The organism is Spirosoma soli (assembly GCF_042684525.1).
GTDB lineage: Bacteria > Bacteroidota > Bacteroidia > Cytophagales > Spirosomataceae > Spirosoma > Spirosoma soli.
In genome coordinates this window covers 64,888-80,280 of sequence record NZ_JBHULN010000002.1, presented here as the reverse complement: position 1 = coordinate 80,280, position 15,393 = coordinate 64,888, and the positions used below count along the sequence as shown (strand labels likewise).

12 protein-coding genes are annotated in these 15,393 nt (G+C 46.5%); 7 read left to right on the top strand and 5 right to left on the bottom strand.

Annotation, left to right across the window (positions count from 1 at the left end; genetic code table 11):
• The first annotated feature begins 60 nt into the window (after window positions 1-60).
• The gene (locus ACFSUS_RS03850) at window positions 61-840 is read left to right on the top strand and encodes an O-methyltransferase (RefSeq protein WP_381519340.1); all 780 of its coding nucleotides are present in this window, start codon (window positions 61-63) and stop codon (window positions 838-840) included.
• A gap of 138 nt (window positions 841-978) precedes the next feature.
• Window positions 979-2,340: a monooxygenase gene (locus ACFSUS_RS03845; protein WP_381519337.1), complete on the top strand. Its 1,362-nt coding sequence runs from the start codon at window positions 979-981 to the stop codon at window positions 2,338-2,340.
• Window positions 2,341-2,446: 106 nt separating this feature from the next.
• Here ACFSUS_RS03845 and ACFSUS_RS03840 read toward each other — a convergent pair whose 3' ends face one another.
• Window positions 2,447-4,471, bottom strand: coding sequence for a DEAD/DEAH box helicase (locus tag ACFSUS_RS03840; protein ID WP_381519334.1), 2,025 nt, complete (start codon window positions 4,469-4,471; stop codon window positions 2,447-2,449).
• 526 nt (window positions 4,472-4,997) lie between these two features.
• Between ACFSUS_RS03840 and ACFSUS_RS03835 the strand changes: the two genes are divergently transcribed.
• Window positions 4,998-5,231 (top strand): DUF2905 domain-containing protein, encoded by a 234-nt coding sequence (locus ACFSUS_RS03835; RefSeq protein WP_381519331.1) that lies wholly within the window; start codon window positions 4,998-5,000, stop codon window positions 5,229-5,231.
• On the opposite strand, the gene ACFSUS_RS03830 is transcribed toward ACFSUS_RS03835, so the two are convergent.
• The gene (locus ACFSUS_RS03830; RefSeq protein ID WP_381519328.1) at window positions 5,197-6,762 is read right to left on the bottom strand and encodes a hypothetical protein; all 1,566 of its coding nucleotides are present in this window, start codon (window positions 6,760-6,762) and stop codon (window positions 5,197-5,199) included. The genes ACFSUS_RS03835 and ACFSUS_RS03830 overlap by 35 nt on opposite strands.
• 184 nt (window positions 6,763-6,946) lie before the next feature.
• The gene (locus ACFSUS_RS03825) at window positions 6,947-7,753 is read right to left on the bottom strand and encodes a sugar phosphate isomerase/epimerase family protein (protein WP_381519325.1); all 807 of its coding nucleotides are present in this window, start codon (window positions 7,751-7,753) and stop codon (window positions 6,947-6,949) included.
• A gap of 286 nt (window positions 7,754-8,039) precedes the next feature.
• On the opposite strand from ACFSUS_RS03825, the gene ACFSUS_RS03820 reads away from it, so the two are divergent.
• The 4 genes from ACFSUS_RS03820 to ACFSUS_RS03805 all read left to right on the top strand — a co-directional run bounded on the left by ACFSUS_RS03820 (window position 8,040) and on the right by ACFSUS_RS03805 (window position 14,591).
• Window positions 8,040-8,756, top strand: a complete 717-nt coding sequence (locus tag ACFSUS_RS03820) for a hypothetical protein (protein ID WP_381519323.1) — start codon at window positions 8,040-8,042, stop codon at window positions 8,754-8,756.
• Between the two features lie 110 nt (window positions 8,757-8,866).
• Complete coding sequence (gene fbaA, locus ACFSUS_RS03815; RefSeq protein WP_381519320.1) at window positions 8,867-9,946, top strand: class II fructose-bisphosphate aldolase; 1,080 nt, start codon at window positions 8,867-8,869, stop codon at window positions 9,944-9,946.
• A 228-nt stretch (window positions 9,947-10,174) separates the two neighbouring features.
• Window positions 10,175-13,483, top strand: coding sequence for an efflux RND transporter permease subunit (locus ACFSUS_RS03810; protein WP_381519318.1), 3,309 nt, complete (start codon window positions 10,175-10,177; stop codon window positions 13,481-13,483).
• Window positions 13,467-14,591 (top strand): efflux RND transporter periplasmic adaptor subunit, encoded by a 1,125-nt coding sequence (locus ACFSUS_RS03805; RefSeq protein ID WP_381519315.1) that lies wholly within the window; start codon window positions 13,467-13,469, stop codon window positions 14,589-14,591. Before ACFSUS_RS03810 ends, ACFSUS_RS03805 begins: the two co-directional genes overlap by 17 nt.
• A 25-nt stretch (window positions 14,592-14,616) precedes the next feature.
• Here the strand turns inward: ACFSUS_RS03805 and ACFSUS_RS03800 are convergent, their stop codons facing one another.
• Both ACFSUS_RS03800 and ACFSUS_RS03795 read right to left on the bottom strand, forming a co-directional pair.
• On the bottom strand, window positions 14,617-15,132 hold the full coding sequence (locus ACFSUS_RS03800; RefSeq protein ID WP_381519313.1) for a DUF6169 family protein: 516 nt from the start codon (window positions 15,130-15,132) through the stop codon (window positions 14,617-14,619).
• Complete coding sequence (locus ACFSUS_RS03795; RefSeq protein ID WP_381519311.1) at window positions 15,113-15,301, bottom strand: hypothetical protein; 189 nt, start codon at window positions 15,299-15,301, stop codon at window positions 15,113-15,115. Before ACFSUS_RS03795 ends, ACFSUS_RS03800 begins: the two co-directional genes overlap by 20 nt.
• Window positions 15,302-15,393 lie beyond the last annotated feature (92 nt).

The window sequence follows — 15,393 nt, the reverse complement described above, 5'->3', positions numbered from 1 at the left end:
ATCAAATAGACCAATGATATGGAGATTACAATGTGAACCGCTGCCAAACTGAACTGTTTTTTGCTGATCCCTTATTTTCGCTATCTGAGTCGCGCCCGCGACGAACACTCGCTTCATTCGCCCTTTCTGTTTGCCTTATACACACAGGTTATAAAAGCTGATAATCGCCGTGAGGTTGCTTTTATGCCCATCTGGATGCTCCGTAAACAATTACGTAAGAGTAAGGAAACAATTGATATTACTGATTTAGGAGCAGGCTCTAAAGTAAACGCATCTCGGCAACGCTCGATCCGAGACATTGCCCGACATTCGCAGAAGCCCGCTCGTTTCGGCCGTTTGCTGTTTCGACTTATTCGTCGGTTTGATGCAAAAACTATTATTGATTTAGGGACGTCACTTGGCGTAACGACAGCGTATCTGGCTGAGGCAACCAAGCCCTTCAACGGACAAGTGATGACGTTTGAGGGATGCCCTCAGACGGCGGCTGTTGCTCAACAGAACTTCACTCGATTAAGCATCGACAACGTGAAGGTGATTGTTGGAAATATAGACGAAACACTAGCCCCGAACATAGCGACGCTAGACCCCATTGATGTAGCTTTTTTTGATGCCAACCATCGCTATGAACCCACTGTCCGTTATTTTGAGACCTGCCTGCCTTATATCCACAATGATACCGTATTTATAATGGACGACATTCACTGGTCGGACGAGATGGAACAAGCCTGGGCATACATTAAAGCACATTCGGCAGTTAGCGTAACTGTCGACTTGTTCTGGGTGGGGTTAGTGTTTTTTCGCAAAGAGCAGCCTAAACAGGATTTCGTGTTGCAGTTTTGACGAATTGTGTAGTTACATCTCTCGGTGTAACTATAGAATGGCCAATAATATAAATAGCTTAGATCTTGAGATTCTTGACTGCATGATAACTGACAGAAATCCGTTATCTTTCCGTAGTCTCCGTCTGATACGTAGCACATGAACCTTTTTACTTACAGCCGTGTAGCTCTGGCCGCTGGCGCATCTGCTTTATTATTAAATCTTGTATCATGCCAGAAAACCGGTACTGAAGCATCGGACCCGGCCGTGATGGCGTCATTTGATTTAATGCAACAAAAAATCCTGACGCCTTCCTGCGCTACATCGGGTTGCCATGCGTCGGAAAAGGACCCCAGCTTTGCGCAGCACGGGCTGGTGCTGGCTGAAGGGATAGCCTATCAGAACCTGGTTGATGCCGATCCGAAAAACAGTTCAGCTAAGGCAGATAGGCTTAAACGAGTAAAGCCTTTTGCGTCTTTAGAAAGCTTACTGTATCATAAATTAAACGCAGCCGCCAGTCATCACAGCGGTAAGCAATACGGTAATCCGATGCCATTGGGTGGGCAATTATTGTCTAATGGGCAGATTGAGTTTGTTCGGCGATGGATTGAGGCTGGCGCGCCTAAAACAGGTAGCGTAGCTGATGCTAAGCTCTTAGACGATAAAACAACAACGGATGCTACGTATGAGCCGTTACCTGCTCCAACAGCAGGAGCGGGTATCCAGATGAGTATTGCGCCGTTTGATATTCAACCCAAGTTCGAGCGGGAGCTGTTTACGCGAAAGATGGTAGGGAATACACAGGATATCTACGTCAATCGGTACGAGATTAAAATGCGCAGTGGTAGCCACCACTTCGTCGCTTATGATTTTCGCAATAAGAACATATTGCCCAACCTGAATGATGTACGGGATCTGCGGAATGCTGATAACTCGCTGAATCTGTTAACGGCTTTAAGTATGTCAAATCACGTTTATCTGGCTGGCTCTCAGGCTCAGTATCAGGATTATACGTTTCCAGAGGGCGCGGCTCTGTTACTGCCGGCTGGTGCTTCACTCGATCTGAATTCGCATTATGTCAATAAAACCGATGCGGTTATGAAAGGCGAAGCACAAATCAATTTATACACAATAGATAAATCGAAAGTAACCCAGGTTATTCAAACGCTTGATTTAGGCAACACAAACCTGAATATTCCGGCAAACGGCCGTGTGACATTAACGAGATCGTTTACATTCGACAAGCCACGCAAAATCCTGACGCTGACATCGCACATGCACAAACTGGGCGAGAAGTTTGTCATTAAAATTAACGGTGGGCCACGCAATGGTGAGGTCGTCTACACGTCTACGGATTGGGAACACCCAGACATTATTACCTTCAAGACTCCTATTAATCTTCAGAAAGGAGAGGGGTTGACGTCAGAAATAACATATAACAACACCACTAATAAGACTGTCAATTTCGGCCTGACCAGTGAAGACGAGATGGGGATAATTTTTGGCTATTATTACGAATAATCAAAACCGGGATTTAGCGAATTTATGGATTAGACAAATTTTGTGAATCTTTAAAAAGACCAAAATCCTGCCAATCTATAAATCCGCTAAATCCCGGTTCTGACGATTACCGTGCTACTTCGATATTCACCCGGCGGCCTTTGATGGTGTTACCTTCCATGGCGTCGAGAACTCGGTTCGCTACATCTTTCGGTACGTCTACATAAGTAAACTTGTCGAAGATGTCGATGCTACCGATGCTGTTTCCTGGGATGTTGGCTTCGCCAGCAATGGCACCAACGATGTCGCCTGGGCGAACGTAATCTTTACGACCAATGCTCACCATCAGGCGAGTCATGTTAGCGTCGCGCTCACGAGGGGCACGTTGCTCGTCGCGGTCGAAGTATGGCTTACGATCACCATCGCGACCGCCCCGACGGTCCTCAAAACGGCCACCGCGTTCTTCACGGTTGCCGTAGCTTGGTCGATCACGGTCTCCGAAGCGAGAAGCACCCCGGTCGCCATAACTTGGCCGGTCACGGTCTCCGAAACGTGATCCACTGCGCCGGTCTGGTCCGTCGTTACGGTCGAAGCGACCACCCCGATCCGCGTATTTGTCACGGCCATTCCTACGGTCATCTTCCAGGCCAAGGTTTTGGTCAGCAAACTCGTTTTTCTCTAAACCCATGCTACGCTTCACCAGTGCGGCCACGATCTGCTCGGTCGAGAAGCCCGAATGGTGTAGTTGCGTTAGCATGTCTTCGTACAGGTTAAGGTCCTGGCTTTCCTGGATTGTCTGTTGCAGTTGCTCGATAAAGCGGGCTTTACGAACACCGACGATATCTTCAAACGAAGGGATCACCCCTTTCTCAACCTTAACTTTCGTGTATCCCTGAATCTCACGGAATCGGAACTTCTCATCCCGACCAACCAGCGAGAACGCGCGGCCCGATTTGCCAGCGCGGCCCGTCCGGCCAATGCGGTGTACATAGTACTCTTCGTCGAGCGGAATGTCGAAGTTAATAACGGCATCTACATCGTCAACGTCAATACCACGAGCGGCTACGTCGGTAGCTACTAGAATGCTGGTTGTACCCGAGCGGAACTTGCTCATTACGTTGTTACGCTGCGCCTGCCGCAAATCACCGTGTAAACCTTCAGCCTGATAGCCCCGGACTTGCAGGTCTTCAACGATCTCGTCTACCTTCCGCTTCGTGTTACAGAAGACGAGCAGCAGTTTAAGGTCGTACATGTCGATCAGACGGCACATTACCTCAACCTTTGCCTTCGGCTTTACTTCAAAATAAACCTGCTCAATGTTGGTGTTGGTCAGCTCACGCTTAACAACCTTCACCAGGACAGGATCTTTCTGAAATTTCTGGGTGATCTGCATGATCGGCTTCGACATTGTAGCCGAGAACAGAATCGTCTGCCGCTCTTCGGGCATCTCATCCAGAATGCTTTCGATATCTTCACGGAAGCCCATGTCGAGCATTTCGTCAGCTTCGTCAAGAATCATCATTTTGACCTTGTTCAGCTTCAGTGTATTGCGCTCCATGTGGTCCATCACACGGCCTGGCGTGCCGATTACAATATGCACACCGCTTTTGAGCGACCGGATCTGGCGCTCAATCGAATCGCCACCGTAAATAGCTTCGATACGAATGCCACGCTTGTACTTAGCTAATTTCTTGATCTCATCAGCTACCTGAAGCGCTAGTTCACGTGTAGGGCACAGAACAAGTGTCTGTACTGAGCGATCCTGAACATCAATTAACTCAAGGGCTGGAATGCCGAAGGCGGCTGTTTTACCGGTACCTGTCTGAGCCTGACCAATAACATCGCGACCTGCCAGAATTGGCGGAATTGCTTCCGCCTGGATCGGCGAAGGGCTCACAAATCCCATATCCGTAACGGCTTGTAACAGCTCGTCAGAAATGGCCAGACTTGAGAATAAAATCTGGTTAGGATCAGCAACAGGAGCGGCTACTGGCGCGGCTTCGTCAGATGCATTGCTTTCGGCATCAACTGTTTCGATGCTGGCGTTCTCTACATCAATCTGATTGTCAGGTTGTGTGGCAACGTCCGTTGCAGTCTGGTCTACGTTCAGAACTTGGTCCTGTTCGTCAGTTTTCGTTTTTTTCGTTTTCATTAACTTGGAAAGAAATAAGAATAAACCATCCAAGCGAAGACGAGTGTGTGCCAGTGAACGGCGCGATAATGCAGGAATTGCCCAACGAACGATTGCCCCAACGACCCAACAAGAACCACCAACCGCTCTGGCGGCCCGGCCCAACCTACTAAGGGAAAAGACAACTTTATTATTCGACGATTAGCCCACGCGCAAGTGCCCCACCCGGGAGCGTCCACACAGAAAAACCCATCTGTACATCCGTACTGGACTCTGTTAGACCTAACTCAGCGTATAAAAAAGGAGAGAAACAGAGATGCGACGGATGTCGCTTGTAAAATCTAGTACAAAAGTACGTTAAATGTTTGTAAAAAGCAAGTGAGGCTCAGTTAAAATTGTATTAATTATAGAGAGTCTAAAAAGGGTTATACAAAACCTCAAGCAGAGGTAGCATACTAAGTACTATGATAGTACTCTAACAAGTCTGCTTAAAATCTGAACTTTGATTTGCATTACCCGTTTCACTTACAACAATTGTTGTTGACAAATGAATCCGACAACCGGTAAATACATCATTTTAATTGGAGCCGCGCTGGTAGTCATTGGCGCAGTTATTTACTTTTTTGGCGATAAATTAAGCTGGCTAGGACGCTTACCGGGCGACATTCGTATTGAAGATAAAAACGGCGGTGGATTCTATTTCCCAATTGTAACTTGCATCGTAATCAGTATTGTTCTGAACTTAATTATCGTTCTGATCCGTCGTTTTTTCGGGTCGTAGCCTCTGCTGATTTGTTTGCCGAAGAATCAGCGCTATAGGTTAGTTTATTGATATAAAATACTTCACGTTGATTGCCAGAGCTTTTTGTGGGAGCAATCTTCTGAAAGCCGCAGGCTAAAAAGTGCCGGTCGTACCAGGCCATTAGGTTGTCCTGCGCCGAAAATGTTACTTTCTCGTCTTCAGCATTGGTTTGAAGCTTAATCTTCTCGGTCTCCTTCAGCACCTTACTGCCCTGAATCACTTCGGTCGTGATTTCGCCATCGTTGGGGTAAGCCAGCACCATCTGGTCGCCCTGTTGTGAAATCTGAACCATCTCGGTCAATTCAGAACTGAGCAACTCTTTAATGGGTAAACAATTATCCCACAGAAGTGTGCCTTGCTTATCAAATCCGCAGATAAATGCATGCGTGTACCGAAATCCTTCGTAACGATCGGCCCAGCGCAAATACCCTCCATAGGCAAGCGTACTACCCCGATACTGCGGATAATAAACCTCAGCTACTAAAGTCAGCCCATCAGAGGTTGGTTGTAAATCGTGGACAAGCAGGCGATAGTGAAATTTGTAGTCCTTGCCTTCTTCTTTCTTTTTCATAGCCTTAGCCAGCAGCTTTTGCTGTCTGTGCGGTTTGAGATAATTGAAAAAGTTCTGAAGCTGTGAAAACTCGATGTATTGAATTCGGTTCACTGCATCGGTAGAGGCATCAGCTGATTCGCCATGATGAATTCGGGTTACGTATATACCCTGAGAGTAAGGGGTGCAATCGGTAGAATAATTACCAACCAGCAGAGATTCATGTTCATTGACGGGTAGGAGCTTGCCCGAGATCAGGCTGTTTTTAGCCCCGTCAAAATCAATGGTACGAAGCAGCTTGCTGTCGTAATTGTAAGTTCTGATCGAGAACTTGCAATGGCGCTTTAGTGAATGAACCAATACATTGACTTCCTGCCGAGCTTCGTCAATTTCCAGGCTACTGAGCTCCATATGATTAATATACATGCCTGGCAAGACCTTAGCCGAACGGTCGAAGAAGGAGAAGGCCATAACAACCGGACGGCTATGATGATAACCGCCCACGTAGGCCTGACCGCCCATTACTTTGAAATGCTGGATGTCAAATTGCTCAAGTAAGTTGCCTTCAAAGGTCTCAACGGCACCGTCGTCGAGGTGCAGCCGAAGAAACATGAACCGTTCGGTGTCCGGCTCCCGGAAGAGGTGATATACGTATTGTCCGTTCTGATACGAGGTGACGGGTTTAAACTTGATATCTTGCGTAAACGATACTTGCCATACTAACTTCAGATCGGTACTAAATTTTTTAAAATTGAACTTGGCAGGTGTATTGTCATAGAAATTACCTGTCCGGATGGTCATTAATACGCCTTGCTCGGCAAGAGGAGTTACGTCGAAGGCTTCGGCTTCGTTGGGGTCAGACGGAATCTCAATCCGTAGTGAATGCGTCAACTGCCCCCGAGACGGGTGGACTATAAAGCTTAGAAGCAGTAGATAAAGTATGACAGGTACACGCAGCATAGTGTATCAAAAGTACTATTTTTTAACGTCTTACGCCTTCTTACCAGCGCGGCAATTAGTAATAGGTAACCTACATTCTCGAACAGGTCATCTATCAGCATTTTAAATGCCAGTCAATGAATGTACTAACTTGTTTGTTGCTTGTGTGCTGATAATCTGGCTAAACATATGGTAAGGATGCTTTTTAGACCTGCCAGCGTTTTTTTAGGTAATCTTTCATAAAGACATTGATGTCCCACTGACTAGCAACAGGCTGTTGCGTATAAGGAAGAGTAGGCAAATATCCGGCTGGGCCAAATTCACAAGTAATGGTGAGGGTAGGAGCGTTAGCCTTCTGCAAACGTTCACGAATGGCGTCCCACCACTTTGCATGACTTTCGAGGGCACTTTTCCATTCGGGAGCACGGGGATCGCTTACCTGCGGACCCTCAGGATGACCGACGCGGCAGTGGATGTGGTCGCTGACAGCAATGGCCCGATTGACGTTTTCTGCCTGATCGCTCAGATAAGACTCGGCTACGTTGACCCAGTGAGAATAATCAGCCGTTAGACGTAAGTCTGTAAGTTTAAGCAGGTAATACTGAATAGCTGGTGCACTATAAGAGAAACGCCCCCGGTGCGTTTCGTGCAGAATACGAACGCCGGTTTGTTTCTGTACGTCCATTGCCGTCTGAATTAGTTCAGTGTTCTGCTCAAACGTAAAGTAGTCATGGCCCGTATGGGCGTTGATGAACAAGGGCTTGTGCGATGCAATATCCAACAGGTCGTCGTGGTACTTCTTTTGGTGCTCGGTGAAATTGCTGCTTCCGCCAAACGCCATCAAAATCACTTCCAGGCCATTGTCGCGCATGACCTGCACGGCTTCCTTACGTTTATCGGGTCCGGCGGAGATTTCCATGCCATCGTATCCAACCGCTTTTACGCGTTTGGCCGCGTCGGGGTAAGATAGGCTTTCCATACCCCACATTGGGCAGAAGAAGAGAGTTTTCATGCAAATTAAAGGTTAACAAAGGATTGCAAAGTAGAGCGAAAAGTGTATACTTGAAAACGAATGTTTACTAAAAAGTATGATTTCACTGAGTAGCAAAAAGAAGCAACTATTTAATATCATATTTCTGCCGATCCTGAAACTAGGAGGAATTATAATGATAACGTACCTAGTTTTGACTAAACTGCTGAAATTTCAAATGTTAAAGGAAGAAGCACTTGACTATTTCGTTCCGCTTCTCATCGCGTGGATTTGTTGTCTTATATGGATTCGACCCCGTCTACGAATCTTGCAAACGAGCGATTACCGTGATGCTAATACCAATCTTTTTTGGACGGTTCTTTTGATTGCCTTACCTGTAATGGCAGTACGTCAATTTATTAAAAAAGATACTGAAAAGTTGATTCAATTGGGTTCTGTCAATGATATTGTATTTGAGAGCCCATTCAAACGTTATTTTGAATTAGAGTATTATTATCTTGATAAACTGAGAGTCTCTTTCGTAGATATACAGGACACGCGTAATAAGGGTCGAGTTCGTATTTTCCGTAGATACTATACTGTTCCTATTCTGTACTCAAACGAAGACACAGTACGCCATAAATGTGCTGCTTGGCTTGGGATGTGCTATGAAAGGGAAGTTAATAATACAAAAGACGAGTTGGCACTAAAAAGATATCTGCTTGATTTTAATCGATATGTCGAGCGCAGTTTTAGTTCGACTTCCAACCCTAAATTCATCTACTTGGATAAGATTGGTAACACATATGATAAAGATCATTATGTGGAAGCTATTGACAAAAATGGCTATTACAAAAATATCAACCAATGGGGATACAGGGATGAGAGCTATCGAGTACTTGTCCCAATCAATGAACCGTTTGAAAGCCGTGCAAAGATGGCAACGCTGTATGTGTTAGGGGCTTTGTTATTACCAATAATCTATTGGTTATGGCTTCAAACAAAGAAAATTAAAGAAGAAGCTATTCAAGAATGGATAGCTTAATAGTCACTTAGACCAACAAAAATCGTATTTTGCGACTCCATTTCGTCTACACCTCATCTGAACTATCTTTGTTCTAAGTTTTTCTGTCTATAGTTCAAAAACAAGATTGTATGTCTGAAGTAGCCACCCGTTTTGCGCCCGGCGTTGTGACCGGTGAAGGCGTCACCGAAATTTTCCGCCACGCCAACGAAAATGATTACGCCTTACCTGCCGTCAACGTTGTTGGGACGGACTCTGTCAATGCTGTATTAGAAACGGCCAAAGCCGTCAACTCGCCAGTAATCATTCAGTTCTCTAACGGAGGTGGTATTTTCTACGCCGGAAAATCGCTGCCTAATGATAAACAGCAGGCTGCTATTGCTGGCTCTATCTCAGGTGCATTGCACGTTCATCATGTTGCCGAGCTTTATGGTGTGCCGGTGATTCTGCACACGGATCACTGCGCTAAAAAGTTGCTTCCCTGGATTGATGGCCTTCTTGAGGCTGGCGAAAAGCATTTCGACCAAACCGGTAGGCCACTCTATTCGTCGCACATGCTCGACTTATCGGAAGAGCCCATCGAAGAGAATATCGAAATTTGCGCTAAGTACTTCGAGCGGATGGCGAAGATCGGTATGACCCTCGAAATTGAACTCGGCGTTACCGGTGGCGAAGAAGATGGCGTTGATAACTCGGACGTTGACGATTCTAAACTATATACCCAGCCGTCGGAAGTAGCGTATGCGTACGAAGAACTGAGCAAAATATCGCCCAACTTCACGATTGCCGCTGCTTTTGGAAACGTACACGGTGTTTACAAGCCCGGTAATGTGAAGCTACAGCCGGTCATTCTAAATAATTCACAGAACTACATCCAGGAGAAGTATGGAACCGGTCCGCTGCCGGTGAACTTCGTTTTCCACGGTGGTTCGGGATCGAGCCGCGAAGAAATTCGCGAAGCCATTCGTTACGGCGCGGTGAAAATGAACCTCGATACCGACATGCAATGGGCTATGTGGGAAGGCGTTCTCAAGTATTATAAGTCAAAAGAAGGTTATCTGCAATCGCAGCTTGGTAACCCGGAAGGAGCTGATTCACCCAATAAGAAATACTACGATCCTCGTGTGTGGCTTCGTAAAGGTGAAGAGAGTATGGTGCAGCGTTTGAAGATAGCGTTCGAGGATCTGAACTGTATCAATCGGCTGGCCTAAGTCGCCCGGAAATTCAACTTTTGAGGTATCGGTTTCAATAAGCCGATACCTTTTTTATTGCTTGCCGTGTAGCCTTCAAAGTTAAAATTGTTGGGTAAATTCGTAACTTTTAGGATTAAATCAGGAGCCATGTAATCCTTTTTGGAGAAAAGAAGGTTTTGTTTGACCTATTCCTTATGGCGCAGTAAAACAACTGAAGTAGAATTACTTAACTGGCTCAATAGAGTTATGAATTTAATCCGATCGGCGTTACGTAAGCCAATAACTATTTTGGTTTTAGTAGCGAGTTTATTTTTCTTCGGTATCAATGCCATCCGTAATATCAAGATTGACATATTCCCGAACTTAAATTTACCCGTTATCTACATCTCCCAACCGTTTGGAGGCTATACGCCTAACCAAATGGAGTCTTTCTTTGGGAAGCAATACGTCAACTTATTGCTGTATGTTTCGGGGGTAAAAAGCATTGAAACGAAAAACATTCAGGGCTTGACGCTCATCAAGCTGTCTTTTTACGAAGGTACCAACATGGCGCAGGCAGCCGCTGAGGTATCGGCCTACTCGAACCGAGCTCAAGCTATCTTTCCCCCAGGTTCGCAGCCGCCGTTTATTCTTCGCTTCGATGCCTCTACGTTGCCGGTTGGCCAGTTAGTACTAAGCAGCCCTATACGCACAAACAACGAACTACAAGACTTGGCAAACGTTTACGTTCGGGCCGGTTTTAGTTCAATTCCGGGCCTGGTAGCGCCCGCGCCGTTTGGTGGGAACTCTCGTACGGTCGTCATTAAAGTTGACCCGGAGCTGATGCGCTCGCATAACCTGACGCCCGACCAATTAGTAGCTGCGTTACGTATTAATAACCAGGCAACTCCCGCCGGTAATGTGCGAGTTGGCGATTTGAATTATTTTACCCCGGCTAATACAACCGTTCAAAACATCAAAGATTTTGGCAATATTCCATTGTATACAGGATCAGTTCAAAACCTGTACTTAAAAGATGTTGCTACCATTGAAGACGGGGCCGACATCACGCAAGGGTATGTATTAGTTAATGGAAAGCGTTCGGTATATCTGCCCATTACAAAGTCGGCCGATGCGTCTACGTGGGAAGTTGTACAAAACTTAAAAGCCGCCTTACCACGCTTTCAGGCATTATTACCCGAGGATGTAAAGCTGACGTATACCTTCGACCAATCGGTGTATGTAATTAACGCCGTAAAAAGCCTGATGACCGAAGGGGCCATTGGGGCTATTCTAACGGGTTTGATGGTCTTGCTTTTCCTGGGCGACGCTCGTGGAGCCCTGATTGTGATTATCACCATTCCGACCTGTATCATTTCGGGGGTGTTGTTCTTATCCCTGTTTGGGCAGACGATTAATATTATGACCCTGAGCGGCCTTTCGCTGGCGATCGGTATTCTGGTGGATGAATCAACCGTGACGATTGAGAATATTCACCAGCATATGGATATGGGTAAGCCCAAAGCGCTTGCTATATGGGATGCCTGTAAGGAAATCGCCTTCTCAAAGCTGTTAATTCTCTTTTGTATTCTGGCCGTATTTGCGCCTGCCTTTACCATGACAGGCATACCGGGAGCATTGTTTTTGCCGCTGGCGTTGGCCATTTCTTTCTCCATGATTACGTCTTATGTGATGGCGCAAACCCTGGTTCCTGTATTGGCAAACTGGATGATGAAAGGGCATAATCATGTTAGTAATGGCCAAGCGCACAAGGGTAGTAACGGGACTGTGATTAAGTCAAATGGAACGAACGGCGTGTCGGCCTCTAACGGTCATACGGCTGATGGTGACACATTAAATGCAAAGAAGAAACTAGCTCATACGAAGGACCTGAACGGCGATGGTAAACTAAGCTTTTTTGAGCGAGTACGCGCGCGTTTTAATCGCTTTATTGGTCGTATGCTGCCCTACCGCAAACCCATCGTGCTGAGTTATATTGTTGTAGCCATGGGTATTGCTGGCCTCCTTATCTTGACAATAGGCCGGGATGTACTCCCTAAAGTAAACGCTGGTCAATTTCAGGTACGACTACGTGCTCCCGACGGTACCCGGCTGGAAAAAACCGAAGCGGTTATGCTGAAGGCGATCAGCGAATTGAATCAGCTGGTTGGTAAAGAAAACGTAGAAATCACCTCCGCTATGGTAGGGATGCACGGCTCGCAGTTTTCAACGAGTCCGATTTACCTCTTTATGGCTGGGCCGCAGGAAGGTGTTATGCAGGTGGCGTTGAAAGAAGACTATGATGTTGATCTGGATGAGTTGAAAGACCAATTCAGAGCCAGCATGAAAAAGGCCCTGCCCGACGTAAAGCTGTCGTTCGAGCCGATTGAGCTAACCGATAAAATCCTTAGCCAGGGTTCGCCTACGCCTATTGAGGTGCGGCTTTCGGGTAAGAACAAAAAGCAGAACGAAGAATATGCCAACAAAGTAATTGCCAAGCTGAACCGCATTTCGTACCTACGGGATGTGCAAATTGGCCAATCGACTAAATACCCATCCATTAACATCAATATCGACCGGGTTCGGGCGGCACAGTTAGGAACGGATATTTCGGCTATTTCCCGGTCGTTGATTGCTTCTACCTCGTCGTCACGGTTTACTGAGAAGAGCGTCTGGATTGATCCGAAATCAGGGCAAAGCTATAGTGTTCAGGTGCAGATTCCGGAGAATCAGATGAAGAGCGTTGATGACATAGGTGAGATACCTATTCTGCAAAATACGAACCGCCCGGTTTTAAGTGATGTGGCCGACATCCAGAAGGGAACGACCTACGGCGAGAATGACAACCTGGGGGCTATTCCTGTTCTATCAGTTACGGCCAACCTGAACGATATGGATTTAGGGACTGCCAGCACCGATGTTGAAAAAGCCATTGCTTCGCTGGGTGAGTTACCACGTGGATTAACTATAAAAACGCAGGGCTTGAGTCAGGTATTGACCGATACGCTCGATAGTCTGCAAACAGGTTTATTGACGGCCATTGTGGTCATCTTTCTCATGCTGGCGGCTAACTTCCAGTCGTTTAAAGTGTCGCTGGTTGTGTTGTGTACCGTACCGGCCGTGTTGGTTGGCTCCCTGGCCCTGTTGATGCTTACGGGTTCGACGCTCAATCTGCAATCGTACATGGGTATGATTATGTCGGTCGGCGTATCGATCTCCAACGCCGTGCTGCTGGTAACCAACGCCGAAGAGCTTCGAATGCGAAATGGCAATGCCTTGCAATCGGCCCGTGAAGCTGCTTCGGTGCGTTTACGGCCTATTTTAATGACCAGCGTCGCCATGGTGGTTGGTATGATTCCTATGGCGTCGGGGTTAGGAGAAGGTGGCTCGCAGGCGGCCCCGCTTGGACGCGCTGTTATCGGTGGACTGGTTGCGTCAACATTTGCAGCCTTGTTTATTTTGCCCCTGGTATTTGCCTGGGTTCAAAATAAGACATCTACTCAATCTGTATCGCTCGACCCCGAAGACAAAGAAAGTAAATTCTATATTCCAGCACCGTATGAATCGGCCAATTAATAAATCGTTTTATAGTCTGCTTGCCGCCGTCGGTAGTTTGCTGCTCGTGGGGGCGCTAGCCGGTTGCCATTCTTCTGAAGGTAAAGAAGAGGCAACCGCTGAAGCGCCCGAAGCTCCCGCTGCTACTGAGGTTTTCACCTTAAAAAAAGGCCAATTATCGTCTTCGTTACAGGTGCCTGGTGAACTAGTGGCATTTCGTGATGTAGACATCTACGCTAAAGTGAGCGGTTATATCAAGAACCTGTACGTAGATGTCGGTAGTGAAGTGAAACAAGGGCAAATGCTGGCCCTGGCCGAAGCTCCAGAACTAAATGCACAGCTGGCCTCGGCTCAATCGAAACTCAAGGCGCAGGAGGCTTTGTCGATTGCCAGCAGAGCCAATTATGAACGCATACTAGAAGCTAGTAAATTCTCGGGAGCTGTTTCGAAAAACGACGTTGACCAGGCACTGGCTAAGCGCAACGCAGATCTGGCTCAGTTAGAAGCGGCAAAATCAGCGTATCGTGAAGTGGCTGATCAGAAGAAATACCTAGAAATACGGGCACCGTTCAACGGGATTATCAGCGCCCGTAATGCTAGTACCGGAGCCTACATTGGACCCGCCGGTAAGGGATCTGAGTTTCCGCTGTTTGTATTGACTGAGCAGAAGAAGTTACGTTTAGTGATTTCCGTTCCGGAAGCCTATACGGGTTATGTTAACATGAACGACGTAGTGAGTTTCAGCGTCAAGGCGTTTCCGGATAAGAAATTTACTGGGCAGGTGAAGCGCCAGGCGGGTGCGTTAGACAAACGACTGCGCTCCGAACGGGTAGAAGTTGATGTGACAAACAATGATAAAAAGCTGCTGCCCGGCATGATCGCCGAAGTAAGTCTTCCGTTGCCTACGCGAAACAATGCCCTGATTGTACCTGAATCAGCGATTATAAACTCGACAACTGGCGTTTATGTGATCCGGATTAATAACCGCAAAGCCGAATGGGTGCCGATCAAGAAAGGGCTTGAAGCTGATGATAAAGCTGAAGTATTCGGTCAACTGAAAGAAGGCGATCAACTAGTCTCAACGGCCACCGAGGAGATTCGGGATGGTTCACCGGTTACTACGAAATAATAGGGAGACGCAAGTGATTACGTCTCTATTTTTCTGTCTGATTATAATCCACTGATAGTTTCTGAAATGAGGTAATAATTTCTGCCATACGTGGATTGTCTACGCGCATAATAAGTGAAGTGAAAAAGAATTCAGTATCTGCGCCGAAACGGTAGTCAAGTTTTACAAAGCTTAGTCCCTTCTGCTCAGATTGCTCAAACCACTGATTGAATTTTCGATTGCGTGAGTTAGCCCGACCATCAGCGTTTTCACATACGTAGACAACGACAGTTTCCTGCGAGACAAAAAAGTCGTTAAAGATACTAGCAATCGTTGCAGGTAGGCTGGTATCGGGTGGAGGTAGCTTAGGTAAAGGATTTTCAGCTACGTCCATTACAAACTCAAAGGCGAACTCTGTGAAAGGCGGTTGATTACCGAAGATGTAGCTGCTGGGTTTAAACTTTATCTCGTAAATGATCTGATGCCTTGTGACAAACGCGTATGTGTTATTTATTCCACCCAGACAAATAAAGTCATACGGCTTATTCTGTGCGTTCAGCATTACGTTTTTTTAATTCATCAATAGCCGCTCTGACTTCGGGCTTATTCATATCATCCCGAATCTCCTGTTGCAGTTGCCGTTTACTCTCCATCATGCGTCGGGCTACGGCAACCATTCGTTTTCGAAGGTCTTCGTGCTCCCGAAGTTGTTGTTCTACTGAGGTGGTCATAGCTGAAAGATGTTATGTCGAGATTAACTAAATTCAAGTTTTGTTAATAACGGGATTTAGCGCAATAATGGTTCTCGGTTACAAATAAACAG

Bases quoted from the DNA above. Each gene is read 5' to 3' on its own strand.
- ACFSUS_RS03840 (WP_381519334.1), bottom strand. From the start codon at position 4,471: ATGAAAACGAAAAAAACGAAAACTGACGAACAGGACCAAGTTCTGAAC.
- ACFSUS_RS03835 (WP_381519331.1), top strand. From the start codon at position 4,998: ATGAATCCGACAACCGGTAAATACATCATTTTAATTGGAGCCGCGCTG.
- ACFSUS_RS03805 (WP_381519315.1), top strand. From the start codon at position 13,467: ATGAATCGGCCAATTAATAAATCGTTTTATAGTCTGCTTGCCGCCGTC.
- fbaA (WP_381519320.1), top strand. From the start codon at position 8,867: ATGTCTGAAGTAGCCACCCGTTTTGCGCCCGGCGTTGTGACCGGTGAA.
- ACFSUS_RS03800 (WP_381519313.1), bottom strand. From the start codon at position 15,132: ATGCTGAACGCACAGAATAAGCCGTATGACTTTATTTGTCTGGGTGGA.
- ACFSUS_RS03795 (WP_381519311.1), bottom strand. From the start codon at position 15,301: ATGACCACCTCAGTAGAACAACAACTTCGGGAGCACGAAGACCTTCGA.
- ACFSUS_RS03825 (WP_381519325.1), bottom strand. From the start codon at position 7,753: ATGAAAACTCTCTTCTTCTGCCCAATGTGGGGTATGGAAAGCCTATCT.
- ACFSUS_RS03810 (WP_381519318.1), top strand. From the start codon at position 10,175: ATGAATTTAATCCGATCGGCGTTACGTAAGCCAATAACTATTTTGGTT.
- ACFSUS_RS03845 (WP_381519337.1), top strand. From the start codon at position 979: ATGAACCTTTTTACTTACAGCCGTGTAGCTCTGGCCGCTGGCGCATCT.
- ACFSUS_RS03830 (WP_381519328.1), bottom strand. From the start codon at position 6,762: ATGCTGCGTGTACCTGTCATACTTTATCTACTGCTTCTAAGCTTTATA.